Origin of the sequence: Selenomonas sp. oral taxon 920 (assembly GCF_001717585.1) — a bacterium.
Classification (GTDB): Bacteria; Bacillota; Negativicutes; order Selenomonadales; family Selenomonadaceae; genus Centipeda.
Window position 1 is genome coordinate 318,001 of the sequence record NZ_CP017042.1, and the last position, 24,500, is coordinate 342,500.

Here is a 24,500-nt window from a genome sequence, read left to right on the forward strand (position 1 = left end):
CATATAAATTATGTTTTTGAAATATATAGATAATAAGTTATGGACGAACCGGTTCTTTCATGAAAAAAAGTCCGTCTGCGACCAGGATTGGTTTAGACGGACTTTTTTCATAAGAAAAGAAAACCCGGTGTACTAAATACAACCGGAGATGTCTTGTCATGAAGTATCGACAAAATCCCCTACCCATCGCTCGCAGGTACCGGCTTCTGAAATCCGCAAAAGCCGACGGTGATGTCGAAATAGGTAAGTATCCTGGCTTGGTGTCATCGTCTGCACACGCCTTCCCAGATTGCTCCAGTGACATTGTTGTGTGAAGACTCTACCTTACAGTGGCGGGACCGCTTCGGCTTATACCGAATTCCAGTTTAAGTCTCTCGACGCCTATTTCCTCTTATATTCAATTTTTATGTTTATATTAATACGACTTGTATAATTTTGTCAATAAGAGAATATAACTTATATTTTGTTAATATTAAGGAGTGATGGATTATGACGAGGTTGTTTCAATATAGTTGCGTGAAATGAATCTTCAATGATATAATGACAGCGTTTGTATTTGTGCGAAGGGAGGTGGGGCAATGCCCCTGGATGAATTTGCGTGGCGCGTGCGGCTCGCACGGCGGCGCAAGGCACACGCACGAAAATTCAAGATGGCGGCGGGGCTGATCACCCTGACGATTGCAGCGATTGCATGGTACCTCGGCTACTACATGCAGCGTCCCGAGTACGCACTCGCACAGGCGGCTGCTGCGGTGGAGCAGCATGATCTGGCGGCGTTCCAACGCCGCGTGAATATCGCGGCGGTTGCGGACGCGGGCTACGATGACCTCACTTATGTGCTCTTTTCGCGCGACACGAGACTGTCGGAGTCGGAGCGCAGCGCCTCCGGAAAATTTTATCAGCGCATCAAGGGGAGTGTTGCCGAGGGGCTGACGTACACGATCGAGAATGCCGTCCAAAATTCTGTATGGGCAGAGCCGGAGGGCGTAAATGCGCTCAAAGGCCGTCAGCTCGGCATCGACTTTGAGTATCTGATGGAGTGCAGCCATCTGCGGGACACCAGCGTCCTCAGTATTGGAGACGTTACGCGCGACGGGAGCGGCGCCGTAGCAATGCTGACCGTCGTGGACGAGGGGACGGGGCTTGAGTTTCCGCTGCAGCTGCGCATGGAGAAAGGCGATCTGGGCTGGCAGGTCGTTCGCGTGGTGAACTACCGCGCCTACCTCGAGGCGGTACAGATGGCGGCGGGCAGCGATGTTACGCGCTACATCGAGGCGACGCGTCCCATCGTCGACCGCTATAACGGCGTCTTTCGCAGCACGCAGTACGAGTTTCTCTACCTGACGGAGACGGCGTGGGGAACCTATACGACCGAGCACCGCAGGGCGCTCATCCGCCTTCTGCAGGATGATGTGATCCCCTTGCTGAAAAAATATCAGCGCGAGCTCGATGCCGTGGAGATTCCGCGCGGCGCTGCGTATCTTGCTGCCCAACGAAAGGCGTCGACGGAGGCCTCCATTGCCTCGTACGAAAGCTTTATACGCGGTCTCGACACAGGGCTGCCGGAGGAGTTTGCGCGTGCCGAGACGCTGCACAAGCAGGCGCTCACCTACGACCTGCGCGTCGGCGACATGGTCCGGCGCAGCGCCGTGAGCGAGGAAACACCCGCAACACCGTAGCTCTGTAAAAGAAGGTCTTGCCATGCACCTATGTGCGTGCGGCAAGACCTTTTTCTGTAGAAATTTGCTGTGCGCTGCGCAGTGCGCGTCTGCACCCGAAATGCAGCAGCGCTGCCATGACGAAGAAGCTTGCGCTGTAGGCGCTGTAGACGATGTGCATGGAGTGCAGGCCGAGCATGTCCCAGCCCCAGCACCACGCGATGCGAAAGAGGCAGTAGGAGACAAGTGCGGTCATCATGGGATAGAGTGTGTTGCCGAGTCCGCGGATTGCGCCGATGTAGATCTGATTGATGCCGTAGAGCCAGTAGAAGGGGAATGTGTACCAGACGGCATCGAGCGCGTTTTCGGCAACGGCGGGATCATCAGTAAAGAGAGAGATGAGCATGGGGGCACAGAGTCCCGCGACAAGTGCCATCCCCATTGCACCGCCCCCCGCAAGCCTGAGACTCGCCCGCAGCCCCGCCCGCACACGTGTAAGGTCACCAGCACCGACATTCTGCCCGATGAAGCTTGTGAGGGCAATGCCGAACGCGAAGAGGGGATAGTAGAGGAAGCCCTCGACGCGCGCGTAGACGGTCATGCCCGCCATCGCCGCGTAGCCGAAGGAGTTGATGTAGGCCTGGATGACAAGCGAGGAGATGCTCATAAAGACTGCCTGCAGTCCCGCAGGAATGCTCGTGCCGAGGATGGGCAGGAGATGCACGGGCTGAAAGAAGGGGCGATGGAGGTGAAACTGCCACGCGCCGCGCAGACGGAGGAGCTTTCGCAGGGCGAGCAGTGCCGCCGCAGCCTGTGCGGTGACGGTCGCAGCAGCCGCACCTGCAATGCCGCAGGGAACGGCGATCAGGAGCAGGACATCGAGCGCGATGTTGAGCAGGACGGCGGTAGCGAGGTAGTGCAGGGTACTCGTCGTGTTGCCGAGTGCGCGCAGGACTGCACTTGCCGTATTGTAGAGAAGCTGTGCGAGTATTCCGCCGAGGGTGATGCGCAGATAGAGGCTTGCCTGCGGGATGAGATCGGCGGGGGTGGCGAGCGCCGCGAGCAGCTGCTCGGTCAGCACGATGCCTGCTGCCGTGAAGAGCACGGCGAATAGGACAATCGTGACGAAGATGCTCTGCACGAGCGCACTCAGACGGGCATACTCCTTTTCTCCGTAGAGATGCGAAACGAGAATGCTCAGCCCCGCCGAGAATCCGATGAAGAAGTTGACCAGCACAGAGAGGATGAGGCTCGCCGTGCCGACGGCGGCAAGTGCCTGTGCACCGAGCACCTGCCCAACGAGAGCCGTGTCTGCGATCGTGTAGAACTGCTGAAGGAACTGAGAGAGCAGGATGGGCAGCATGAAGATGAGCAGTTGGCGCAGGATCGCTCCACGCGTAAAGTCCTGCTGATCAGCGCTGTGAAAGAGAAGAACGTGCAGATGGTGCAGGTTGTGGTGGAGAAAGTCGTAGGTGAGCGGATTGCGGATGCCGTAGATCTGTTCACGGCGTTTGAGCGCAGAGAGTTTGTTGAGAATCTGGTTCATAATGAGAGATTTTATCATATGATGCCCGTTTTGTGTATTCAAAATGGGCGATTAGATTTTATATCTGTGCGTTGTGGGGCTTGTCCTCCAACTGCTGGCCCATTTTTCCGGCAGCAAGTATGAGACCCATCAGCAGCCAATATTCGCGCCCGATGGAGACTTGGTTGACGTTCGTGTCCGTGAGTCCCTCCAGATGAATACCGGCAAAGATGAGAAGCCCCATGAGGGCATAGGATGGGAGCCCCTTCTTTCGCTCCATGCGGAACTGGCGCCAAAGGCGACAGAGCAGATAGCCGTGCAGGATGAGGAATGCCGCTGCACCAAAGATGCCGCCTTCGGCAAGATGCTGGAGAAAATTGTTGTGCGGCTGCGTGTGTCCTGTCTTCGGATCGTTTGGATTGGTCGGTCGTTCAACTGCTGCATCCGGAATGTAGATGGCGTTGTAATAATATCCGTATTCCTCCATTCCGACGCCGAGGATAGGGTAATCCTGAAAAATCTCGATGGCTGCCTGCCACATGTAGATGCGTTCCCGATTCGAGGTGTGCTTCGTATCCGAGATGGATGAAAACCGCGATGCATACATGGGAGAGAACGCGAGGACCGTACCAAGCAGCAGAGTGCCGATCACGCCTGCGATCAGCAGCAGGCGGCGCAGTTTCGGCGCGAGTACGAATAAGAGGAGCAGCGTTCCTGCAGCGGCAAGCCATGCGCCGCGCGTCTGCGTCAGAACGAGCAGTACGCCCGAGAGGGCGGCGAGCGCGAGCAGCGGCCGCTGAAAACGCCGCATATATTCTTGCTGTGCAAAGAAGCAGAACACGGGAATCGCCATCAGCAGGTGACTGGCTAGAAATGTCGGGGTATGCACGAAGCCGCTCGGCCGCCACATTATGCCGTGCGTATAGAGTTGGGCAAATGCCGTTATGTTGTTGATGCATACGGAAAGAGAAAAGGCGAGGATGATGCCGCCGATCTGTTTTTTGCTGCGTACGCAGAGCAGTGCGAGAAATACGGGAAGGATGCGGTGTGCCGTGCTGCCTACTGCCGCAACAGATATATTCGGCTCGCGTGAGGCGAGGCCGCAGATGATCCAGATGCCGAGATAGATGAGGACAGCCTTCAGCATGCCCGTATCCAGCGCGGGGAAAGTCCGCGTGCGTACGGCCTGAACCAGTACGAGCAGGATGCCGAGTGCAACCAACACCGACGACGCTCCCGTTGAGATGTTTGAAGCGAATGCAAGACCGATTAGGATGCGGTACATCCATTGGTCATAAAAGGGGGGATTGATCCATCGTTGTTCCATATCTGCGGTTTCCTCTCATCGTGAAATACGGTTCTATTCTATCATATAGGCGGATATATGGAAACAAAAACACAGGAGAGCCGTGCGGTTCTCCTGTGTGTTGTTGCGGACATCCTCAGAATGCGGGGATGATCGCGCCCTTGTATTTCTCATTGATGAAGTTCTTGACCGCCTCGGAGTGGAGTGCCTTCATGAGCGCCTGAATCTCAGGGCGGTTCTCATCGCCCTGACGGACGACGAGAATGTTGACGTACGGAGAGGTCTTGTCCTCCATGAAGAGAGCATCGCGCGTCGGGACGAGATCCGCCTGCATCGCCCAGTTCGTGTTGATGACAGAGATGTCCACATCGTCGAGCGTGCGCGGCAGCTGCGGCGCCTCGATCTCCTTGAAGCTCAGATGCTTCGGATTGTCCACGACATCCTGTACAGTCGCGGCAGCACCGACACCGTCTTTCAGCTTCAGGAGTCCTGCGCGCTCGAGGAGGAGCAGGGCGCGGCCGCCGTTCGTCGGATCGCTCGGGATCGAGACCTGTGCGCCGTCCTTGACCTCATTGATGTTCTTGATCTTGTGCGAGTAAATGCCCATCGGCTCGACGTGGACACCGAGAACGTTCGCGAGCTTCAGCTCCGGATGCTCTGTGACGAAGTTCTTGAGGTACGGCTCGTGCTGGAAGAAGTTTGCGTCGATCTCCTTGTCGTTCGTCGCGAGGTTCGGCTGCACGTAGTCGTTGAACTCGACGATCTCGAGCTTTATGCCGTCCTTTTCGAGCTCGGGTTTCACAACCTCGAGGATTTCGGCGTGGGGAACGGGGGAGGCACCGACCTTGATGACCTTCTCCGACTTTGCACTGCTGTTGTCCGCGCCGCCGCCGCAGCCGACGAGGGCGAGCGTGCTCAGAGCGAGGACGAGAGTGAGTAGTTTCTTCATAAAGACCTCCTTAATGTTCGTCGTACGATGTCCAACGCGAACGCCTTGTTGCGCAAGTGATCGTACACGTATCTGCAGTACATGCGGATTTCAAACGCGTTTCGCTTAAACAAAAGAAATCCGCAGAGGAGCAGAATGTGTAGTTTACTCACTTGCTTCACTAGGGTTCACTTCTGGGCATCGCACCCTGGGTATAACAATGCGATTATCTCTTATTCAGCCGTGCGGCAAGGGCATTGCCCATGAGCTGCACGAGCTGGACGAGAACAATGAGAATGACGACGGTTGCGATCATGATGTCGGGACGAAAACGCTGGTAGCCGTATCGGATCGCAAGGTCGCCGAGACCGCCGCCGCCGATCGCACCTGCCATCGCCGATTCGCCAACGAGGGCGATGATGACGGTGGTGAGCTGACTGACAATGCCGGGCATGGACTCAGGGAGCAGCACGCGTGTGATGATCTGCATCGGTGTCGCGCCCATCGCGAGCGCTGCCTCGATCAGACCGTGCGGTACCTCGCGCAGCGAGGTCTCCACCTGCCGTCCAATGAAGGGGACGGAGGCAATGACGAGCGGTACCATCGCCGCCGTTGTACCGATCGCAGAACCCACGATGAGACGTGTCAGTGGGATGATCGCCACCATCAGAATAATAAATGGGATGGAGCGCACCGCGTTGACCACTGCGCCGACCATGCGGTTCACCATCGGCGCGTCGAGGATTTCTCCTTTGCCCGTCACGTGCAGGAGTACGCCGAGCGGTACGCCGATGGCGGTTGAGATCGCCATACTGACGAGCACCATGTAGATCGTTTCGCCCAGCGCCTTAGAGAGGAGCGGCAGAATTTCGGCGGACATAGCCGATCACCTCCTGTTTCAAATGCTGTGCGGAAAGATATGTGATCGCTGCCTCGATCTCAGCGCGCGCGCCGCGCATGCCGATGATCATGCGTCCGAACGGCAGATCTTTCATTTGATCGAGCGTGCCAAAGAGCATCGTGACCTCGATATCGGGGAAGCGGCGGATCATATCCGCGAGAACGGGATTATCCGCGCTCTCCCCAAGGAAGGTGAGGCGCAGAAGCATATAGCTGTCCGTGGACGGCTCGTGCGTGATCGGGTTGCCGCGAAATGCCGTCGGCAGCTCGTTCGAGAGGAGCACGCTGATGAACTCCTTCGTAATCGGCTCGCGCGGTGCGGTGAATACATCCACCACGTCGCCCTCCTCGGCAATGACACCGCCGTCGATGACAGCAACGCGGTCGCAGATATCCTTGATGACCTGCATCTCATGCGTGATGACCACGACGGTCAGCCCCATGCGGCGGTTGATGTCGCGGATGAGTGCGAGGATGGACTTTGTCGTCTGCGGGTCGAGCGCGGAGGTCGCCTCGTCGCAGAGCAGCACCTTCGGATCGCTCGCGAGGGCACGTGCAATGCCGACGCGCTGCTTTTGTCCGCCCGAGAGTTGGCTCGGGTAGGCATCCGCCTTGTCGCCGAGTCCAACGAGGGCGAGCAGCTCTGTGACCTTCGGCTTGATCTCATCCGTCGATTTCCCTGCGAGTTTCAGGGGGAACGCGACGTTGTCATAGACCGTCGCAGAGGACAGCAGATTGAAATGCTGAAAGATCATGCCGATGCGGCGGCGTTCCTCGCGCAGCTCGCGCTCACTCATCTGCATGAGATCGCGCCCATCAATCAGCACCGCGCCGCTCGTCGGACGCTCAAGCATATTGATGCAGCGGATGAGTGTGGACTTGCCCGCGCCAGAGAGACCGATGATGCCGTAGATCGTACCGCGTTCGATGCGCAGGTCGATCCCGCGCAGCGCGTGGATGTCCCCTTCGTATGTCTTTACAATGTTTTTCAGGTGTATCATATGGTCGTTTTCCTTTGACTGAGATTCGGATTAAACGTAGCACACACGCAGTTTTTTGTCAATGTTTTCACACACAGCGCGTATGAGATACAGCTATTGATAAATAAAAAAGATTCTGTTGTCACTGGGGGCAATCTCGGCTATAATAGATGCAGACCATAGCAGAACATTCTCCTCCATGAGAAAACCCTTGCTAATGAGAATCGTTTGCGATATAATGAAGTGCCAAACGATTTTTAGGGGGGTGCTTGTTGCGCCTCAGCGCGGAGGGGGATATTACCATGCGTTGTCCAGATTTTGAGCATTTGCTCGGCTATCATGCTGCACCCCTGCTGGCGGGTCTGACGGCGGGAAGCCTGCTGTCGTTCCAAAAGAGCCGTTTTCAGGATTTTGATGCGCTGCTCGCGGCCTATGAACCTTGCTTTTCCTGCAAGGGGATCTCGATGTTCAGCGTAGCGGAGGGCGCGGAGTACGTTCTCATTCTCTTCTATCGGGCGGAGCTTGTCGCGCGTGCACTTGAATCGCCTCAGGCACAGGAGATCCTGTGCGAGGCAGGCTACCGCATCGCAGAGAGCATGGAGGAGCGGCTCGAGTTCCTGCGTCTGCGCATGCGCGTGCGCAAGACACTTCCGCCTGAGATCGGGCTCTTCCTCGGCTATCCGCCGGAGGATGTGCGCGGGTTCATCACACGGCGGGGACAGGACTTTGTCTGCAGCGGATACTGGAAGGTCTACACGAACGAGGCGGAGGCACGTGCTCTCTTTGAGCAGTACTCGGCCTGTACTCAGGAGTTCTGTACGCGGCTGGAGGCGGGACGCCCCCTTGCCGAGTTGGTGCAGGCAGTATAAAGAGAGAGAATGGAATCGCTGATAAAATGAAGCCCGCCCAATCGGTGCTGAATTTATCCGTCTCCTGCATCTCTCGGGATTCTGTGAGGAGGATTTCATATGGCAAAGGTAGCGGTTGTGTACTGGTCCGGCACGGGCAATACGCAGAAGATGGCAGAGGCTGTCGTCGAGGGGGCGCAGGGTGCGGGCGCTGACGTTGAGTGCTTCGAGGTAGACAGCTTCTCCGTGGATCAGATCGACGGCTATGACGGGCTCGCACTCGGCTGTCCCTCGATGGGCGCTGAGGAGCTGGAGGAGGGCTCGTATGAGCCGTTCTTCGCAGAGGCGGTCGAAAGCGGCAAACTCTCCGGCAAGCCGGTCGTGCTCTTCGGCTCGTGGGGCTGGGGCGCCGGCGCATGGATGGAGACGTGGTCCGAGCGTACGAAGGACGCGGGCGCAAAGCTCGTGGATACCTTCATTGTCGAGAATGAGCCGGATGATGAGGGGATCGAGGGCAGCAAGAACCTCGGTGCTGCACTCGTCGGCGCGTGCTGATTCATTACGTGGCAGCCTGATTTCAAACGAAAGAGTCGCTTCGCGCGGGGCGGCTCTTTTTCTGTCTGTGGGGCAGTTCTTTAGCAGGATTTTAGGGATGGGACAGAGAATTTATAAGGATATGTGTTTAACGTAATTCCTTACGAGCAGAGAGGGTGGAAAGGGTTGATGATCGATGGAAACTGAGGCAGCGGCAAGCGCCGCACAGGCGGTGGGGTTCATTCACCCCATGATGGCAGATGTGATGACGTTGCTTTCCTTCGTCCTCGTCGTGGCGAGTGTTGCGATTGCCGGTGTTGCGACGCACTATGCATGGCGGCAGACGGGCGGTACGGTTGATGTCATCGAGGGACATGTTTCGTGGCTGCGCACAGAGGCAGAGCGTCTTTCGGCGGAAATTCAGGCATCTGTTGCAAAGGACAGCCAGACGGCGATCCAAGTTGCCGGACTAAAAGAGCAGGTACAGGGATTTGATGCGCGCCTTCAGGCGCTTGAGGAACAGGCGAAGCAGCTCGCCGCAGATATGGAGGAGCTGAGATTGCTCCCGGCAGCGGCACCTCCCCCGCCCGTGCCTGAACCAGAGCCGGAACCTGAACCGGAGCCTGCGCCTGCACCGGAACCTGAGCCGGAGGAAGATGAGATCGACCTCGATGCCCTGCTTGAGAGCAAGCCGATCTGGCAGGATCTCTTGGACGACTATCATGCGCTGCGTGAGACCTTCTCACCCGAGCGAGGAGCGGAGCTCTGTCAACCGCTCATCGAGAAGTATGCGCTGCACCTCCTCATCTGCTCGGATCATGCGGCGACGGAGAACGGGAAGACCATGCCGAAGTTCGAGAGCGTTGAGGATATCAACGAGGCGACGTTCTGGGCGTATGACATCCCCGGTCAGCCGAATGACTTCGCTGTTATCCCGAGCCCCATGTTCCCCTACGATCAGAAGATGCACGATGAGGCGGGGATGAAGGAGACCTTCGCCACGCGGTATGAGACGGGCAAGAGCTACGATAAACTCGTCGTCGATATGCCTGCCCTCTTCTCCCTGCGCAAGGATAAGTGGCACATCGAGCAGCCGGGTCTCTTGAAGCTGATCGAGAGCTGAGTTACATACGATACACTGGAGTTCCTGCTGCGGCAGGAACTCTTTTTGTGTTTATATGAAACAGAAGCTATACGGGAACTGGTTTCACGAGCATTTTCGTAAGTTTTGATTTTGACACCCTAGATGAGCAGATATAGCTTAAACTTTATGTTGATAAAACAATAAAAGAGGGGCGATGCCCCTCTACCAGACTTATTTAGAACTTTACCCCGAGGGAGAATCCGCTCGTCACATCCGATGTGTGGAATCCCTCGGGTTTTCTTATGGGCATCGCCCCCGCAAAGACATCATAGGAGACGGTATCAATCGAGCCACGGAGTCCAACTGTTGCGCCCATCATCGTATACTGTCCGTGAAAGGATGTTGTAAATGTTGCGGGCCAATGACTGAACTCGAACGGATGCACAAAGTCCACATCGAGCAGCCACATCCGATAGAGTGTCTTTGGAGCGTCATCATAGGGCTTCTCTTTCTGTGCCTCCAACCATTCCGCGACCAAAACGGTGTGCCAGACGGAAATAAAGCGTATTGTGCTGCAGATAAAGCCGCTCCGCAAAGCCGACCTCCATTGATGTCTGATGCATCGCTTGAATGGGAAGCTCGACATCGTTTAGAAAGCTGTGTGAGTTCCGTTTCCGCAGACGGATATCCATTTACAACGAACCTTCTTGAATATATCGTCATAATGAATTGTTATACTCCGATTAATATCCTGCATACCATATCTCATATAAAAAATCTAAATTTTCCTCTTTTGATAAGAATAATATTGCTTCATCCCAACAGTTACTTGTTTTAGAAAACGTTATACTGTTGCTTATTGCGGGTTGAATTCCTCTTCCTGTAATAGAAAATGCATCTAGGGAATCTATATGTATATTATGATTTTTGCAGGTGCTAATAAAATCTTTTGCAACACTATTGAAAAATAGATACATGCCATCGTAGATGATAATTTTCTTCTGGTATTTTTCTTCCAAGAGCTTAATCATAAAAAACCTCCATATTTATACCTTAATCATGCGGCTTATAGAGATTTTGGATTGTACTGTCTGGAATCCAATTTTTATCGCCATACTTACTAGTTTGTATTAGCTCTTTAGTTGTGTCGTCTATTACTACATAATCTCCTTGTTTATTATAATAGACTGTAGCCTGATTTCCTGTTGATTTATTAAACGCTTTTCTAGTTGTATGGGGACGTTTAATAACATCTTTTATAGAATCAATACTCCATCCCCTTTTCTTGATATAGCGTTCATCTTTTATGCCAAGACCACTAAATTTTGATTGAATATTGTTTATGGTAGGTTCGTTTCCAGACGTACTTGCATTAAATTTTGAGAAATCATCTGCAAGATTTTGCCTTGCTCGAACAATACTTGTTCCACCATGAGCTATTGCCGCTGCTCCAGCTGCTGTAAGTGCTGGCGTTGTTACTGCACCTACACCAGTAGCTCCTGCAGCGATTCCTCCGCCCATTGTTCCCATACCAAAAGCGATTTCGATACATGGAGGCAATGTCGCCTGTCAATCTGCCCAAATGATAAGCGTTTGTGTTAGCGGAATAAGGGGAATGTCCTGTTATGCCTCTATATAACGCTCTCATAACGCCGAACGACATATTTTCGTCGGTTGAGTAGGCTATTTCGGCTGCAAAGTCCCAAAACTGACGTGTCGGATAAGGGCGGATAATTGTTTCTCCCAGACGATAATACGCATCCCCGTTAAGCGTAACATGATTTGGGTAGCGCTTATTGTTGAAGAAATCGGCAATTTCATCGGAGGATTTTCCCTCTCTTATAAGTGCTTCTCTTTCTGCTTGTTCATTTTCTTCCTGTGCTTTGTTTTTTTCCTGATACTCCTCTTTCGTTGAGTGCGTTTGCAGTATCTCTGCTGAGGGCAGAGATGTCCTGTATCGGATTCTCACGGATGTCGATGATTCCCAGTGCGACGGCAGTTTTTGTGGTGCTGTCTGCATCGCCTTTTGTGGGGGATGCAAGGGAATCCTTTTAGTCTGCTAGGTCATGTCTAATCAAAATAATATAACAACAGTTTTCGATAATCAATCGTGCCTTCCCTTTTCAACGGCAGAGGATGAGCAAATTGGTGCAACATTACGGGATATGCCAAGATTCGTTCGTAAAAGAGGAGATCTCTCTCCTCCAACTCTGTTTCACTGTGAAGAATGGTTAATTCATCGTCACTATATTTTGCCAGTGCTTTTGATAAATATTTGTAGTCCGGAGAGGTTAGATCGACCTCCGGATTAATCAGGAGCGTAACATGAAACGGCTCAGATTGGATTATATAGAACCCCACGCTTCCATACACATAAAACTTGTTTTCCTCATAGAACAACCCCATATCCTTTTCCCATGTGTAGACTTCTTCGTCAAGGACACGTACTTTACTCGCTCCGCCATACCTTGTCCATTCCTCCAAATGCATGTCCCATAATTCAGAATGTTTATCTTTACGATAAACAACTATTTGGCTTTTATCAAAGGCCTCTATGTATCCTTCAAAAGCAAATGGTGAATTAATTGGAGCAAACCATGTATTCAGCCAATATTTAAATCCGAATAGAACCTGATAAAGGATCCATACACTTAATAAAGCGCCGCACAGCTTGCCTCCGCGGAGAACTATCTTTTTGATACGATCTATCACCATAGGTCAATCCTCCGACAAGGAAACAGTTCCTTGAATTTCTGCTGTCCATAGTAAGGGCTGTAAATTCGCTCGGTTTTCTATAATTAATGGAATTCCTCATCTGTTTCAATATCCTCATATCCTTGTTTCACGGCATTCGTATACAAGGCGAATAATATCTTGTCATCAACAGAAGAGATATCTATATATACGCTGTCTGTTACAATGACTTCTAAATAAGGTGCATTCAGATTATCCTTTCTGTTTTCGTGGGGCGATTTTAAACTGAATTTACCAGATACGATATAGTACATATCTGACCTGAGTAATGAGAAAAAATCTTGGTTTGAAAAACACCTAGAATCAAATAAATCAACGATTTCACCCTTTATATCTTGCCATGCCTGAAGATAAAGATCATCAAGCTCCTATGTGCCATCGACCATATCCCTTATGGGGAAAGAATACGATATAAATATTGTCCCCATTCATTTGGGATGATGAAATTTATTTTTTCAGCTGATGCTTGCAGAGCTGAATTTGTTCTCGGTGATGGTGACGTTTGTCTCCGTTACTTGTATATCCCTATACTGATTACGGGATACCTAACGTAAAGAACACACCTCCACCCATAAAAATAGCACTCAATAAAGCCAATATACTTCTAAGCCGTATCCAGTATCTATCGCGATAATAAGACAATTCTTCCAAGGGCTGTTCTTCACGGCGAAACTTTTCTTCCTCTAAGACAATTTTTGCCTCAAAGAAGAAAACTGCTCCCAATATAAAGGTGAATATCGCAGGCCCCATCCAAAGGAATTTTGTACGCTCGATCCCTTCCTACCAAGCCTCGAAAACCAGCGCCATACAGAAGCATGAAACGGAAAGCATGAAGCAGGAAAACCAATGGCTGAATACATACCATTTCCGATAACGGTATTTTCTTTCAAATTTCTTGTAGTAATAGAAATATGCCATTTTTCCGGCTGCCCAAAGGAAATAAAGATAAATAGCATATTTCATGGGTTCTCTTTCCGGTTTTCTTTATCACTTGCTGTTTCAACAATAATAATGTTAGTCACAATTGTTGCTTCAACGAACACTCCTGCTGATCCTATCAACCAGGTATCTGCAACGCTACTGAAGGCAGATAAAGAACTGGGGAAAATCCGAGGCGAACTGGCGATCATGTATCCGAACAGATTGCCTGATTAACACTTGTACACATCTTAGAAGACCTGATTTACAGACTTTTTTTCACAGACTCCGTTTAGGAAGCACTGATAAATTCATCCGCACTGTCTTTGGGCATCTTTTACGCCCGAACTTCATCCTATGCGTCCGTTTTGTATTCTTGTTCGGAAAAAACCTGCACAAATCTGAGGAGCTTCATTTTATCAGTGATTCCTTTATTTTTTCTTGTGTTTCTTGTCGCCCACATCTTTGAGGCACGCCTGCATAAGGATCTGGTTGATGAGGATGTCCGTGTTTGCGGGGGCGATGGCTGCACCGTCCGCGAGAGTGTTCCATGCGCCTGTGTAGTCCTTTGTACGGATGAGGGCGACGGCGAGTGCACTGTAGCTGTTTGCATTTGTTGGCGCGCGGCGGATGGCATCGCGCAGAGCTGCAGCTGCCTTTGCGGGATTGTTCTCTGCGAGGAGAACCAGACCGTAATTATGGAGGGCGGCGGCATCGTCGGGGGCGATTTTCAGATAGACTTCGTAGGCACGCCGCGCCTCTTTGATATTTCCTGCGCCTGCATGGGCGAGCGCGATGCCGAGGTAGGGCTCGGTACGTTTTGTGTTGCGCTTCTGTGCGGCGGTGAAGTCGGCAAGCGCCTCGACGTAGGCACTGCGATGCAGATAGACGAGCCCGCGATAGATGTAGCCCTCAGCATCGCCTGCCTGCATGATGTGTGCGTTCGCAGCGTGCAGAGATGCATCGGAGCCATCGGGCTGCCGTGCGCGGTCGCGGATGACGATGATCTCCTGTCCGTAGTTCTTGCCGGGGACTGCCCAGACGCCGTTGAGGTCTGTCCAGCGCGTGAGCCGTCCGTAGATATCGGGGCGGTTTGTGCGGATGAGGTCATAGCGTGGGTCGACGATTGGTTTCGTCGGACGTTCTTTGCGGCTGTATGCGAGGAGGTGCTGAATGTGGGCGCGTGCGCCCGTACGGATGTCGGGGAAGGAGAGCCCCTTCGCGCCGTTTCCGGTGGCACCAAGCCCGCAGAAATTATTTTGTCTCCAGTCAACATCGCCGCCGTATACAAAGAAACCTGTTTCCTTGAACGCTTGTGCGAGTGCGAGATCGGGACGCACGCCCTCGTGCTCCGCCTCCTCGTAGTAGGTGTGGACGAGCTCCTCTGGCGTACCCGTGAGCTTCGGTTTCGGGTTGCGGCGCAGGAGGTAGGCGAGCATCTGCTCCTCGGTTGCCGTTGCCTCTCCTGCGATTGTGACCGAGGCAGACGCGGGAACGGGCAGTTGAAGGATGTCAGAATCTGCGGCGGGCGAGATAAAAGGAAGTGCTGCGGCGAGCTTTGCATCTACTGTCATATGCTGCGGTATGGAGGAGGGAAATGCAGGACGCGGGATGGGCACGGTTGTTTCTGCAGCTCCTGTGAGTGAGGGGACACAGAGGAGGATGGCTGCGGCGCACGCAGCAGCGGTATTTCGCAAAGACACGGATCTCTTCCTTTCGTTACTTTGTTCCATAAAGCATTCCAATGCCGCGCAGCATAAAACGGACGGGTGCGGGCATGGGGATGTTTCGCTCGGTATTTGGGAGGTAGGATACATCGGCAATGCCATGCTCTTTGAGATAGGCGACGAATTCATCCATGTTGCCGTACATATCCTTGTTCCCGAAGGTGTCGTGCAGGGCGAATGCACCGCCCTTTTTCAGGACACGCAGGGCCTCCTCGACGAGCATGAATTTATCCTTCTGCGTGCGTACTTCATGAAAGACGAAGTTGCTGACAACAGCGTCGAAATGGTTGTCGGGGAAGTCGAGCTTCGCCGCATCCCCGTGCTGAAATGTGCAGCGCTCCGCGACGCCCTCGATGGCGGCGTTCGCCTCGCACTGCGCCTGTCCGTAATTCCACATCGGTGGCCAGTAGTCGATGCCCTGCACCTCGGCGAGTGGGAAGTGCTTTGCTGCGGCAATGCTGAGTGCGCCCGAGCCGCAGCCGACCTCGAGTACTCTGCCGAGACCGTCCCACGGCAGCTGATCGAGCAGATAGGTGTGGATGCGCCGCATGAGACCGCCGCCCTCGAAGGAGAAGACGCAGCGGCAGTAGTACATATAGAGGACGACAAATGTCGCAGCAAAGGAGAGAATGGCGAGGATGAAGAAGGGCGCAGTCACACGGTCATAGATGAAGGCATAGAGCGCGGTGAGTACGTAGAGTACGCACGCGATTGCTGCGAGGGTTTTCATCATCGGCGTGGAGATCCAGTTGCCGTAGTTTGTCTTCATGGTCATTCCTCCTTCGCCAGAGATGCGATCACTTCATCCACTTCGGTGTTGACTTCTGCGCGCAGGTTTTTGAGTATGGGGGAGAATGCTGCCTCCTTTACACCGTACGTGTGCTGCAGATCATATTCGAGCGGCAGCCATGTGCAGGGATCTCCCTCGTTGTGGGTGATCACCGCCTCCATGCGGTCGAGTGCCTTGATGATTTTCGCTTCCTCGGTCTCCATCGCATCCATTTCGGCGAAGAGGCGGCGCACCTCTGTCGCATAGGGGGCAGGGAGCGAATCGATCCATTCGTCACGCAGGTGATGCTCATACGTACGGTCGATGTCCGTCTTTTCAAATGTCGGGATGTCGCCCGTAAAGACCTCACCCATATCGTGCAGGAGCGCCATGAGGAGGACACGCGTGAGGTCGGCGGCGGGGAATGCATCGTGCAGGAAGTATGCCATCAGCGCCATCCGCCAGCTGTGCTCCGCCACGCTCTCCTGCCGTCCCGACTTCATCCACGCGTGGCGCGTACGCTCTTTGAGTCCTGCGATGCAGTGGATGACGGCGAGATATTCTTTGGGGGACATAGATGCTCCTTTTCATTCGTCTGAGAAATTATATCTATTATAGCACAGACGGATGTGGAGAGGAAATGAGTATGAAATGAAAGTGTTTTTCGTCGCCCTTGTCAACACGACGCGCATATAGTATAGTAGATGTCCGTAGGGAGGAATGCGTGTGGGACAGAAAATGGGCGTACTTGGCCCTGTGGGGACGCACAGCGAGGCGGCGGCGCTCTATCTCGTGGAGTGGCAGAGACTCGACTGTGCGATTGTCTGCTTCAGCGATATCGGCGAATGTCTGCATGCGGTGGAGACGGGGGCGGTGGATGCCGCATTCGTGCCTGTTGAGAACTCGCTCGAGGGCGCGATTGCCGTGACGCTCGATACGCTCGCACGATCGGACATTCTGAGCGTCCGCCGTGAGGTCATCTGGCCCGTGCATAATTATCTGATGGGGCGGCGTACAGACGGAGATATCCGCGCGGTCTATTCACACGCGCAGCCCATCGCGCAGTGCCGTGACTTCCTCCTGAGGCATTGTCCGCATGCAGAAATCATCCAGACTGCGAGCACGGCACGTGCGGCTGAGATTGTCGGTACGGCATCCCTCGATGCGGGCTGGGCAGCAATCTGTACGAGGCGTGCAGGAGAGCTGAATGGGCTGGTCGAAATCGCAGGCAGGATCGAGGATCGCGGTTCGAACTGTACGCGTTTCTTCGAGGTCGTGCGCGACGGTACGGCCGCACCGCCCGCGGAGGAGAATGACACCGTCCTCCTCGTCTGCCAGATCGACGGTGCACGCGCGGGGGCGCTTTACGATGTGCTCGGTGAGTTTGCACGGCGCTGCGTGAATCTCACGCGGATAGAGTCGCGTCCAGCGCGGACGGAGCTTGGCGCGTATATGTTCTTTTTCGATCTCGATGCGCACGGCGATGCGGATGCCGTACGCGACTCCATCAATGCTGTCGCAGAGAAGAGCGTCTGGCTGAAGGTTCTCGGCGTGTTTCCCGTGCATACGGCGCACAATGAATAGTAAGGAGAGATAACATGATCGTCATTATGAATTCGGATGCAACGCAGGCTGATATTGAGGGTGTCATTCGTGCAATCAAGGAGAAGGGGTTGGAGGCAAAGGTTATGGAGGGGGCGCGCCAAAAGATTGTCGGCGTCATTGGCGATAAGACGAAGCTTGCCGCGACCCCGCTTGATGCCATGCACGGTGTTGAGACCACCGTCTCCATCTCCAAGAGCTACAAGCTCGCGAGCCGTGAGTTCCATCCTGCGCCGACGGTGATCGATATTCGCGGGGTGAAGATCGGTGACGGTACGCCTGTTGTCATGGCAGGCCCCTGTGCAGTCGAGTCGCGTGAGCAGCTCATGGAGACGGCGGAACTCGTGAAGGCGGGCGGCGCACAGTTCATCCGCGGCGGCGCGTACAAGCCGCGCACCTCGCCGTATGCATTTCAGGGACTCGAGGAAGAGGGGCTGAAATATCTCGCGGAGGCACGGGAAAAGACGGGGCTCGCTGTGGTGACCGAGGTGACCGTGGTTGAGGCGGTCGACAGAGTGGCTGCCTATGCGGATATCCTTCAGATCGGTGCGCGTAATATGCAGAACTTCGGCCTTTTGAAGGCTGTCGGGCGTGCGGGCAAGCCTGTTATGCTCAAACGCGGTCTTGCCGCGACCATTGACGAGTGGCTGAACGCCGCCGAGTACATCATGAACGAGGGGAATCCGAACGTGATCCTCTGCGAGCGCGGCATCCGCACCTATGAGACATACACGCGCAACACGTTCGACATCAGTGCGATTGCGGCAGTCAAACATCTCTCGCATCTGCCGATCATCGCCGATCCGAGCCACGGCACGGGCAAGTGGCGCATGATCAAGCCGATGTCCCTTGCCGCCATTGCAGCCGGTGCGGACGGCCTCATCATCGAGGTGCATCCGAACCCCGCGCGTGCGCTGTCCGACGGTCCGCAGTCGCTCACGCCGGAAAACTATCATGACCTCATGACGAGCGTGCAGAAACTCGGCCGCTTCATGCGGGATGAGGCGATCGAGCCGATGGTGATGGAGTAAAGCAGACAGATATAAACAACGGGACGATTCACACGAATCGTCCCGTTGTTTATGTCTTGTGCGAGATATCGCCTCACACCTCGGCAATCACTTCGATCTCGCAGAGGGCGCCTGCGGGCAGAGCCTTTGCCGCAACGCAGGAGCGGGCGGGTTTGCTCGTGAAGTGGCGTGCATAGACATCGTTGAATGCGGCAAAGTCCGCCATGTCCGCGAGGAAGCAAGTGGTCTTGACGACGCGCGTGAGGTCGGTGCCGGCGGCGGCGAGGACAGCTCTGAGGTTCGCACAGACCTGCGCCGCCTGTCCCTCGACGGTATCCGAGGTGATCTTGCCCGCAGAGGGGTCGATGCCGATCTGACCCGAGGCGTAGACGAGGTTGCCGACGCGCATTGCCTGACTGTAGGGGCCGAGGGCTGCGGGTGCGTTGTCGCTGTGAATGACTTCCATCATAGTTTCCTTTCATCTTGGACATCTTTGTTCAAAAAAGGAAGCCGTTTCGGATACAAGCGGCTTCCTTTCGTCATTTGCCAAATGTGCTTACTGGATCGTCGTGACGCGGACGGCGACGGAGCCGCCCTCGTTGTAGGTCATGCCCGCGACCATGATGACCTTGTCGCCCTCCTTGACGTAGCCGTGCGAGAGTGCGCCGCGCGTGCAGGACTCGATCATGTCCTCGACGCTCGTCCACTTGCGTCCCTGCATGGGGTAGACACCCCAGCGCAGGTTGATGTGACGCGCAATCATCGGGCTTGGTGCGTAGGCGACGATCATCGCCTTCGGGCGATACTTCGACACAACGCGTGTCGTGTAGCCGGACTGGGTCGGCGTGAGGATCGCGGCGGCACTCGTCTCATAGGCGAGCTGTACCGTTGCGTGCGAGACGGCATCGGTCACGGAGGAACGCTCGCGAATGCTGCGCGCACGGATGATCGTGTCGTACTCGAGCGACTGCTCCATGCGCAGGGCAATCGTGCTCATCGTCTTGACTGCCTCGACAGGGTAGTCGCCGCTTGCTGTCTCGCCCGAGAGCATGATTGCGTCCGCGCCGTCGAAGATCGCGTTGCCGACATCCGAGACCTCTGCACGCGTTGGGCGCGGATTCGTTGTCATGGATTCGAGCATCTGCGTTGCGACGATGACAGGCTTGCCTACCGCGTTGCACTTGCGGATGATCTCCTTCTGGATGACGGGCACGTCCTCTGCCGGCACCTCGACACCGAGGTCACCGCGTGCGACCATGATGCCGTCCGAGACCGCGAGAATCTCGTCAAAGTTGTTGACGCCTGCGAGGTTCTCGATCTTCGGGATGATCTCCATGTGACCGCCGTGCTTCGCGATCAGATGCCGGATCTCCTCCACGTCTGCCGGACGCTGGATGAAGGAGGCCGCTACGAAGTCCATATCGTTCTGAATGCCGAAGATGATGTCGCGCTCGTCCTGCTCGGAGATCGCGGGCAGCCCCAGCTCGACACCCGGCGCCGCCACGCGCTTACGCGTGGACATCGGCCCTGAGTTCTGCACGGTTGTCACGATGTCCTTGCCGCGAATCTCATCGACGACAAGTCCGACGAGACCGTCCGAGAGGAGCAGCGTGTCGCCCGGCTTTACCTCGTTGTAGAGGTTCTTGTGGTTGACGCTGACGTGCGTCGCATCGCCCGGTGTATCGTCATGGGTTAGCGTGAACTTCTGCCCCTTCTCGAGCTGCACCTTGCCCTCGGCAAACTCGCCGAGACGCATCTCCGGGCCCTTCGTGTCGAGGATGAGCGAAATAACCTTGCCCGAGCGTTCCGCCGCCGCACGCACCTTGTTGATGCGTGTGAGATGTTCCTCGTGCGTGCCGTGCGAGAAGTTAAAGCGCGCGCAGTTCATTCCATTTTCGATGAGTGCGTCGACAATTCCCTCGGGATCTGTCGCCGGACCCTGTGTGCATATAATCTTCGTCTTTTTCAGCATATGATATCCCCGCCTTTTATCCCTGAAACTTAATAACTGTTAATATTCTACACTCTTTTACGTGAGAAGTAAAGAATCGGCTGCAGAATTCTCCGTGAATCCCCACAGCTATGAAAGAATACATGAATGCAATTTGACAAAGCGCGTCCCTCTCTATTATTATGGAATCTATTCTCTTCAGAAAAGGATGGTTTTATGGATTTTCTCAATTCGATGGTCGGCACGATCAATGATTTCCTGTGGACTTATATCATCATCGTCGTGCTGGTCGGCTGTGGACTCTGGTTCACCATCTCCACCGGACTCGTTCAGCTGCGCATGCTGCCGGAGATGGTGCGCCTGCTCGCAGGGGATCTCGGACGGCGCCCAAGCGGACGCAAGGCGATCTCGTCATTTCAGGCGTTCTGCGTCAGTACCGCCTCACGCGTCGGTGTCGGCAACATCGCGGGCGTTGCGATTGCCATCGTCACGGGAGGCCCCGGTGCCGTATTCTGGATGTGGGTCATTGCCTTTATCGGGACGGCGACCGGCTTTGTTGAGAGTACACTTGCTCAGATCTACAAGGTTCCGCGTGGACACGGACTCTTTCACGGCGGGCCGGCATACTATATCCAGAATGCCCTCGGGCAGCCTGCGGTCGCAAAACTCTTTGCTGTGCTCATCTCGGTCACGTTCGGCCTGATCTACGTCTCCGTGCAGGCAAATACGATTGCACTTTCGATGGAAAAGGCATTTGCCATTGACACATGGGTGGTGGGGGGCGTGCTTGCCGTGCTTGCGGGTGCGGTTATCTTCGGCGGAATGCACCGCATTGCGGTGTTCACCTCTGTGCTCGTGCCTGTCATGGCAGGGCTCTATCTCCTCATCGCACTCACCATTGTCGTCCTGCACATCGATGCGGTTCCGGCGATGTTCGCGCTCATCCTGCATGATGCGTTCAATCCGCAGGCGGCAGTTGGCGGCGGTATCGGCACGGTCATCCTCACGGGCATCCGCCGCGGACTCTTCTCGAACGAGGCGGGCGAGGGATCGATCCCGAACGCAGCAGCGACTGCGAATGTTACGCATCCGGTCAAGCAGGGGCTCGTGCAGGCGTTCGGTGTCTACGTCGATACGTGGATCGTCTGCTCGGCAACGGCATTCATCGTGCTCCTCACAGGACAGTACACGATTGGCGGTGATATTACGGGAATCGCACTTGCGCAGGACTCCCTCGCAAGCGTCTTTGGTACGTGGGCATCCAGTCTGCTCGCGCTGCTCATCTTCCTCTTTGCGTTCAGTTCCGTCGTCGGAAACTACTACTACGGTGAGATCAACATCCACTTCATAACAAAGAATACGCAGCCTGCACTCTTCGTCTATCGTCTCGCTGTTGTCGCAATGGTGTTCTTTGGATGTGTGGCGGCTTTTGGCCTCGTGTGGAACCTCGCCGACCTCTTCATGGCGATGATCTGCCTCACAAACCTCTATGCCATCGCGCGTCTCGCACCGCTCGCGCGCATTGCGCTTGCGGACTATTTTGCGCAGAAAGCGGCGGGAAAGAACCCCGTATTCGATGCCTCCATCATGCCTGACCAGAAGGGCATTACGGCGTGGGGTGAGGATCAGTTCAAGCCGCAGAAACATTGATATCAGAATGGCAAAAGAGAGATCGGATGCCTCTCGTTGGGCGCTGCGATCTCTCTTTTTTCTTGACAAGGGGGCGTGAGTCGTGCTAGACTAGCAAGCGTTGCAGAAGTGAATAGTTTTTTTGAATACCGTGGAGAGTTGTCCGAGTGGTTGAAGGAGCACGCCTGGAAAGCGTGTGTGCGGTGATACCGTACCGAGAGTTCGAATCTCTCACTCTCCGCCATTTTTATTGATTTTTCTCAGGGCGGGCTGCAGTGCCTTGGTCTCGCGCAATGGGGCCCTGTGAACCCCGTCAGGTCCGGAAGGAAGCAGCGGTAAGCGGATCGTTCCATGTGCCGCGAGGACGCCTGGGAACTGTGGCCTGCCGTGGGAGAAATCGCGTGAAATTCAGTGCAGCCCTGTAGGGCTGCTTTTTTCGTTGGGAGGGTTCTCATGTCCTATGTTGCACTCTATCGCCGTTGGCGTCCGGAGACGTTCGCGGATCTCGTGGGGCAGGAGCACATCAGCCGCACGCTTGCACGTGCGGTGACGACGGGGCAGACGAGCCACGCCTACCTCTTTACGGGCCCGCGCGGTACAGGGAAGACAAGCACGGCAAAGATTCTCGCACGCGCGCTGAACTGCGCCGAGGGTCCGACGCTCACGCCATGCGGTGTCTGTGACTCCTGCCGCAGCATCAGTGACGGCTCGTCGATGGATGTGTTCGAGATTGACGCGGCATCCAACCGCGGCATCGACGAGATCCGCGACCTGCGTGAGTCGGTGAAGTTTGCGCCGACGGCGGGACATTATAAAATCTACATCATCGACGAAGTGCATATGCTGACGACGGAGGCCTTCAATGCGCTGCTCAAAACGCTGGAAGAACCGCCTGAACGCGTCCTCTTCATCCTTGCGACGACCGAGCCGCACAAGGTGCCTGCAACGATCCAGTCGCGCTGCCAGCGCTATGACTTCCACCGCATTACGGTAACGGAGATCCGCGATCGCCTGATTCACGTCTGCAGGGAATCGGAGATAGCGGCAGAGGGAGACGCGCTTGGGATCATTGCCGTGCAGGCGGACGGCGGAATGCGCGATGCACTCTCGATTCTTGACCAGTGCACGGCACTCGCGGAGGGAACGCTTACGGCAGAGCGCGTACAGGAGGCGCTTGGCCTTGTCGGGCACGCATGGATTGAGAAGATGGCACTGCAGATTGCAGATCGCACAGCGGCACCGCTCCTCACGCAGCTCGGTGAACTCCTGCAAAACGGGCGTGATTTGAAGCAGATCCTCGCGGAACTTGCACAGTATTTCCGCAGCCTGATGATCGCAGGTGTGGGCGGCGCACTCGGTGCGGCGGAACTTGCAGGCGGACAGGCGGAACAGCTGCAGGAGACGGCAGCGCACTTTACGCAGGATGAAATCATGGATATTCTGCGTACATTGAACGAAACAATGCAGGAGATACGCACCTCGCTGCAGCCGCGCATTGCGGTCGAGGCGATGCTGATCGGTCTTTGCCGTCCATCGGAGGTCGGAGGATCGGAGACGGTCGCTGTCGGTTCGCATTCTGCAGATACGGCACGCATTGCGCGCCTTGAAGAGGAGGTGCGGCGGCTGACGGCGCGGCTCGCGGCTGGCGGTACGGCAAAGGCCGGTGCAGCAGGCAGCGGTGCAGCACTTGCCGCGCCAGCTGCGCCGACTGCTGCGGTGCAGCTGGCGCAGAAAAGCGCAGCCCCCAAGCGCATTGCAAGGAGTGAAAATCCCGGCGCGGCTGCGGCAGGCGCACCGCGCCGCCTCGACGGTGCGCTTTGGAAGAAGTTTCAGGTGCGGATGAAGGAGCGGCACAAACTTGCTGCCTCTCTGCTTTCAGGCGCTGATTACGAGGGGGCAACGGAGACACATTTCTTTATTCGCCCCGCGACGGACATGGCACGCGACTACATTACGAAGCGGCACCGCGCCGTTTTTGAGGAGGTTATGGCGGAGATTGCGGGGCGTCCTCTCACCGTTGTCTGTACGGGCGGCGAGGACGAGGAGGCATCGTCCGTACCGCCTGCGGCGAAGACACCGGAGTATCCCGCGCCCGTTGCGGAACTGTTGAAGATCGCGGGCGACGGTGCGCGCGTGGAGGAGGTCACTGCGCCCGCCGAGCACCGCGCGCCGAAAACGGCACCGCTCACGCCTTCGGTGGAAGAGGATGCTCCCTACGAGGTGTACGAGCCGACGGCGGATGAGGAGGCGGAAATGTTCGATACGGACGAACTGCCGCCCGATGCGGACACTTGACGTTGCGGATGCTTTTTGTTAGGCTTAGGAAGCCCTGATAAATTCGGCACAGCCATCTTGGCGTATCTTTTTCGTCCTCTCT

At 55.2% G+C, this 24,500-nt stretch carries 24 protein-coding genes, 1 tRNA gene, 1 other RNA gene and 1 riboswitch; of the genes, 11 read left to right on the plus strand and 15 right to left on the minus strand.

The genetic code is table 11. The features are described 5' to 3' along the window. Nucleotides 1-225: 225 nt before the first annotated feature. A riboswitch (cobalamin riboswitch) is annotated at nt 226-400 on the minus strand. 178 nt (nt 401-578) lie between these two features. Then, nucleotides 579-1,679, plus strand: coding sequence for a hypothetical protein (locus BCS37_RS01400; protein WP_069179804.1), 1,101 nt, complete (start codon nt 579-581; stop codon nt 1,677-1,679). Between the two features lie 28 nt (nt 1,680-1,707). On the opposite strand, the gene BCS37_RS01405 is transcribed toward BCS37_RS01400, so the two are convergent. The 5 genes from BCS37_RS01405 to BCS37_RS01425 form a co-directional block, all read right to left on the minus strand. Continuing rightward, the gene (locus tag BCS37_RS01405) at nt 1,708-3,222 is read right to left on the minus strand and encodes an MATE family efflux transporter (RefSeq protein WP_237142724.1); all 1,515 of its coding nucleotides are present in this window, start codon (nt 3,220-3,222) and stop codon (nt 1,708-1,710) included. A gap of 40 nt (nt 3,223-3,262) precedes the next feature. Next, complete coding sequence (locus BCS37_RS01410) at nt 3,263-4,510, minus strand: O-antigen ligase family protein (RefSeq protein WP_069179806.1); 1,248 nt, start codon at nt 4,508-4,510, stop codon at nt 3,263-3,265. Between the two features lie 115 nt (nt 4,511-4,625). After that, nucleotides 4,626-5,438 (minus strand): MetQ/NlpA family ABC transporter substrate-binding protein, encoded by an 813-nt coding sequence (locus BCS37_RS01415; protein WP_069179807.1) that lies wholly within the window; start codon nt 5,436-5,438, stop codon nt 4,626-4,628. A 205-nt stretch (nt 5,439-5,643) separates the two neighbouring features. Next, on the minus strand, nt 5,644-6,297 hold the full coding sequence (locus BCS37_RS01420) for a methionine ABC transporter permease (RefSeq protein ID WP_069179808.1): 654 nt from the start codon (nt 6,295-6,297) through the stop codon (nt 5,644-5,646). After that, nucleotides 6,266-7,318 (minus strand): methionine ABC transporter ATP-binding protein, encoded by a 1,053-nt coding sequence (locus BCS37_RS01425; RefSeq protein ID WP_069179809.1) that lies wholly within the window; start codon nt 7,316-7,318, stop codon nt 6,266-6,268. Before BCS37_RS01425 ends, BCS37_RS01420 begins: the two co-directional genes overlap by 32 nt. Before the next feature lie 281 nt (nt 7,319-7,599). Between BCS37_RS01425 and BCS37_RS01430 the strand changes: the two genes are divergently transcribed. From BCS37_RS01430 to BCS37_RS01440, 3 genes are all read left to right on the plus strand, one after another. Continuing rightward, nucleotides 7,600-8,166, plus strand: coding sequence for a DUF3793 family protein (locus tag BCS37_RS01430; RefSeq protein WP_069181517.1), 567 nt, complete (start codon nt 7,600-7,602; stop codon nt 8,164-8,166). Nucleotides 8,167-8,265: 99 nt separating this feature from the next. Continuing rightward, nucleotides 8,266-8,700, plus strand: a complete 435-nt coding sequence (locus BCS37_RS01435) for a flavodoxin (RefSeq protein WP_069179810.1) — start codon at nt 8,266-8,268, stop codon at nt 8,698-8,700. Nucleotides 8,701-8,875: 175 nt separating this feature from the next. Then, nucleotides 8,876-9,802 carry a hypothetical protein gene (locus BCS37_RS01440; protein WP_069179811.1) on the plus strand — a complete coding sequence of 309 codons (927 nt, stop codon included), beginning with the start codon at nt 8,876-8,878 and terminating at the stop codon, nt 9,800-9,802. 196 nt (nt 9,803-9,998) lie between these two features. Here BCS37_RS01440 and BCS37_RS12185 read toward each other — a convergent pair whose 3' ends face one another. The 5 genes from BCS37_RS12185 to BCS37_RS01455 all read right to left on the minus strand — a co-directional run bounded on the left by BCS37_RS12185 (nt 9,999) and on the right by BCS37_RS01455 (nt 12,478). Continuing rightward, entirely contained in the window at nt 9,999-10,232 is a 234-nt protein-coding gene (locus tag BCS37_RS12185; RefSeq protein WP_237142739.1) for a hypothetical protein, read from the minus strand. Nucleotides 10,233-10,257: 25 nt separating this feature from the next. Beyond that, nucleotides 10,258-10,455, minus strand: coding sequence for a ShlB/FhaC/HecB family hemolysin secretion/activation protein (locus BCS37_RS12190; protein ID WP_237142725.1), 198 nt, complete (start codon nt 10,453-10,455; stop codon nt 10,258-10,260). Between the two features lie 51 nt (nt 10,456-10,506). After that, a complete protein-coding gene (locus BCS37_RS01450; protein ID WP_069179813.1) occupies nt 10,507-10,794 on the minus strand; it encodes a hypothetical protein in 288 nt (95 codons plus the stop codon). A gap of 22 nt (nt 10,795-10,816) precedes the next feature. Next, entirely contained in the window at nt 10,817-11,284 is a 468-nt protein-coding gene (locus tag BCS37_RS11970) for a colicin E5-related ribonuclease (protein WP_159057704.1), read from the minus strand. 549 nt (nt 11,285-11,833) lie between these two features. Beyond that, complete coding sequence (locus BCS37_RS01455; RefSeq protein WP_069179814.1) at nt 11,834-12,478, minus strand: hypothetical protein; 645 nt, start codon at nt 12,476-12,478, stop codon at nt 11,834-11,836. 885 nt (nt 12,479-13,363) lie between these two features. Here BCS37_RS01455 and BCS37_RS01465 point away from each other — a divergent pair. After that, the gene (locus tag BCS37_RS01465) at nt 13,364-13,672 is read left to right on the plus strand and encodes a hypothetical protein (RefSeq protein WP_069179816.1); all 309 of its coding nucleotides are present in this window, start codon (nt 13,364-13,366) and stop codon (nt 13,670-13,672) included. Between the two features lie 194 nt (nt 13,673-13,866). Here the strand turns inward: BCS37_RS01465 and BCS37_RS01470 are convergent, their stop codons facing one another. From BCS37_RS01470 to BCS37_RS01480, 3 genes are read right to left on the minus strand one after another with little or no spacing between them, the layout of a single operon-like run. After that, nucleotides 13,867-15,168 (minus strand): glucosaminidase domain-containing protein, encoded by a 1,302-nt coding sequence (locus BCS37_RS01470; RefSeq protein WP_069179817.1) that lies wholly within the window; start codon nt 15,166-15,168, stop codon nt 13,867-13,869. Further along, nucleotides 15,155-15,931 carry a class I SAM-dependent methyltransferase gene (locus tag BCS37_RS01475; protein ID WP_069179818.1) on the minus strand — a complete coding sequence of 259 codons (777 nt, stop codon included), beginning with the start codon at nt 15,929-15,931 and terminating at the stop codon, nt 15,155-15,157. The genes BCS37_RS01470 and BCS37_RS01475 overlap by 14 nt, the downstream gene beginning before the upstream one ends. A gap of 2 nt (nt 15,932-15,933) precedes the next feature. Further along, nucleotides 15,934-16,506, minus strand: coding sequence for an HD domain-containing protein (locus BCS37_RS01480; protein WP_069179819.1), 573 nt, complete (start codon nt 16,504-16,506; stop codon nt 15,934-15,936). A 151-nt stretch (nt 16,507-16,657) separates the two neighbouring features. Here BCS37_RS01480 and pheA point away from each other — a divergent pair, with 151 nt between their 5' ends. Further along, nucleotides 16,658-17,515: a prephenate dehydratase gene (gene pheA, locus BCS37_RS01485; protein ID WP_069179820.1), complete on the plus strand. Its 858-nt coding sequence runs from the start codon at nt 16,658-16,660 to the stop codon at nt 17,513-17,515. Between the two features lie 14 nt (nt 17,516-17,529). After that, nucleotides 17,530-18,564, plus strand: coding sequence for a 3-deoxy-7-phosphoheptulonate synthase (aroF, locus tag BCS37_RS01490; protein WP_069179821.1), 1,035 nt, complete (start codon nt 17,530-17,532; stop codon nt 18,562-18,564). Between the two features lie 73 nt (nt 18,565-18,637). Here aroF and BCS37_RS01495 read toward each other — a convergent pair whose 3' ends face one another. Together BCS37_RS01495 and pyk are read right to left on the minus strand one after the other, a co-directional pair. Continuing rightward, nucleotides 18,638-19,009, minus strand: a complete 372-nt coding sequence (locus tag BCS37_RS01495) for a RidA family protein (protein WP_069179822.1) — start codon at nt 19,007-19,009, stop codon at nt 18,638-18,640. A 90-nt stretch (nt 19,010-19,099) separates the two neighbouring features. Then, on the minus strand, nt 19,100-20,515 hold the full coding sequence (gene pyk / locus BCS37_RS01500; protein ID WP_069179823.1) for a pyruvate kinase: 1,416 nt from the start codon (nt 20,513-20,515) through the stop codon (nt 19,100-19,102). A gap of 195 nt (nt 20,516-20,710) precedes the next feature. Here pyk and BCS37_RS01505 point away from each other — a divergent pair, with 195 nt between their 5' ends. The 4 genes from BCS37_RS01505 (at nt 20,711) to dnaX (ending at nt 24,418) form a co-directional block, all read left to right on the plus strand. After that, the gene (locus BCS37_RS01505; RefSeq protein WP_069179824.1) at nt 20,711-22,144 is read left to right on the plus strand and encodes an alanine/glycine:cation symporter family protein; all 1,434 of its coding nucleotides are present in this window, start codon (nt 20,711-20,713) and stop codon (nt 22,142-22,144) included. Nucleotides 22,145-22,276: 132 nt separating this feature from the next. Next, nucleotides 22,277-22,367: transfer RNA gene (locus BCS37_RS01510), tRNA-Ser, on the plus strand. A 33-nt stretch (nt 22,368-22,400) separates the two neighbouring features. After that, nucleotides 22,401-22,500, plus strand: an RNA gene (ffs, locus tag BCS37_RS01515) — signal recognition particle sRNA small type. Between the two features lie 76 nt (nt 22,501-22,576). After that, nucleotides 22,577-24,418, plus strand: coding sequence for a DNA polymerase III subunit gamma/tau (gene dnaX / locus BCS37_RS01520; RefSeq protein ID WP_069179825.1), 1,842 nt, complete (start codon nt 22,577-22,579; stop codon nt 24,416-24,418). Nucleotides 24,419-24,500: the final 82 nt, after the last annotated feature.

What these genes read in the sequence shown, in the direction of transcription:
- BCS37_RS01400 (WP_069179804.1), top strand. Translation starts at nt 579, where the DNA reads ATGCCCCTGGATGAATTTGCGTGGCGCGTGCGGCTCGCACGGCGGCGC.
- BCS37_RS01405 (WP_237142724.1), bottom strand. Translation starts at nt 3,222, where the DNA reads ATGATAAAATCTCTCATTATGAACCAGATTCTCAACAAACTCTCTGCG.
- BCS37_RS01410 (WP_069179806.1), bottom strand. Translation starts at nt 4,510, where the DNA reads ATGGAACAACGATGGATCAATCCCCCCTTTTATGACCAATGGATGTAC.
- BCS37_RS01415 (WP_069179807.1), bottom strand. Translation starts at nt 5,438, where the DNA reads ATGAAGAAACTACTCACTCTCGTCCTCGCTCTGAGCACGCTCGCCCTC.
- BCS37_RS01420 (WP_069179808.1), bottom strand. Translation starts at nt 6,297, where the DNA reads ATGTCCGCCGAAATTCTGCCGCTCCTCTCTAAGGCGCTGGGCGAAACG.
- BCS37_RS01425 (WP_069179809.1), bottom strand. Translation starts at nt 7,318, where the DNA reads ATGATACACCTGAAAAACATTGTAAAGACATACGAAGGGGACATCCAC.
- BCS37_RS01430 (WP_069181517.1), top strand. Translation starts at nt 7,600, where the DNA reads ATGCGTTGTCCAGATTTTGAGCATTTGCTCGGCTATCATGCTGCACCC.
- BCS37_RS01435 (WP_069179810.1), top strand. Translation starts at nt 8,266, where the DNA reads ATGGCAAAGGTAGCGGTTGTGTACTGGTCCGGCACGGGCAATACGCAG.
- BCS37_RS01440 (WP_069179811.1), top strand. Translation starts at nt 8,876, where the DNA reads ATGGAAACTGAGGCAGCGGCAAGCGCCGCACAGGCGGTGGGGTTCATT.
- BCS37_RS12185 (WP_237142739.1), bottom strand. Translation starts at nt 10,232, where the DNA reads ATGTGGCTGCTCGATGTGGACTTTGTGCATCCGTTCGAGTTCAGTCAT.
- BCS37_RS12190 (WP_237142725.1), bottom strand. Translation starts at nt 10,455, where the DNA reads ATGGATATCCGTCTGCGGAAACGGAACTCACACAGCTTTCTAAACGAT.
- BCS37_RS01450 (WP_069179813.1), bottom strand. Translation starts at nt 10,794, where the DNA reads ATGATTAAGCTCTTGGAAGAAAAATACCAGAAGAAAATTATCATCTAC.
- BCS37_RS11970 (WP_159057704.1), bottom strand. Translation starts at nt 11,284, where the DNA reads ATGGGCGGAGGAATCGCTGCAGGAGCTACTGGTGTAGGTGCAGTAACA.
- BCS37_RS01455 (WP_069179814.1), bottom strand. Translation starts at nt 12,478, where the DNA reads ATGGTGATAGATCGTATCAAAAAGATAGTTCTCCGCGGAGGCAAGCTG.
- BCS37_RS01465 (WP_069179816.1), top strand. Translation starts at nt 13,364, where the DNA reads ATGGCTGAATACATACCATTTCCGATAACGGTATTTTCTTTCAAATTT.
- BCS37_RS01470 (WP_069179817.1), bottom strand. Translation starts at nt 15,168, where the DNA reads ATGGAACAAAGTAACGAAAGGAAGAGATCCGTGTCTTTGCGAAATACC.
- BCS37_RS01475 (WP_069179818.1), bottom strand. Translation starts at nt 15,931, where the DNA reads ATGAAGACAAACTACGGCAACTGGATCTCCACGCCGATGATGAAAACC.
- BCS37_RS01480 (WP_069179819.1), bottom strand. Translation starts at nt 16,506, where the DNA reads ATGTCCCCCAAAGAATATCTCGCCGTCATCCACTGCATCGCAGGACTC.
- aroF (WP_069179821.1), top strand. Translation starts at nt 17,530, where the DNA reads ATGATCGTCATTATGAATTCGGATGCAACGCAGGCTGATATTGAGGGT.
- BCS37_RS01495 (WP_069179822.1), bottom strand. Translation starts at nt 19,009, where the DNA reads ATGGAAGTCATTCACAGCGACAACGCACCCGCAGCCCTCGGCCCCTAC.
- pyk (WP_069179823.1), bottom strand. Translation starts at nt 20,515, where the DNA reads ATGCTGAAAAAGACGAAGATTATATGCACACAGGGTCCGGCGACAGAT.
- BCS37_RS01505 (WP_069179824.1), top strand. Translation starts at nt 20,711, where the DNA reads ATGGATTTTCTCAATTCGATGGTCGGCACGATCAATGATTTCCTGTGG.
- dnaX (WP_069179825.1), top strand. Translation starts at nt 22,577, where the DNA reads ATGTCCTATGTTGCACTCTATCGCCGTTGGCGTCCGGAGACGTTCGCG.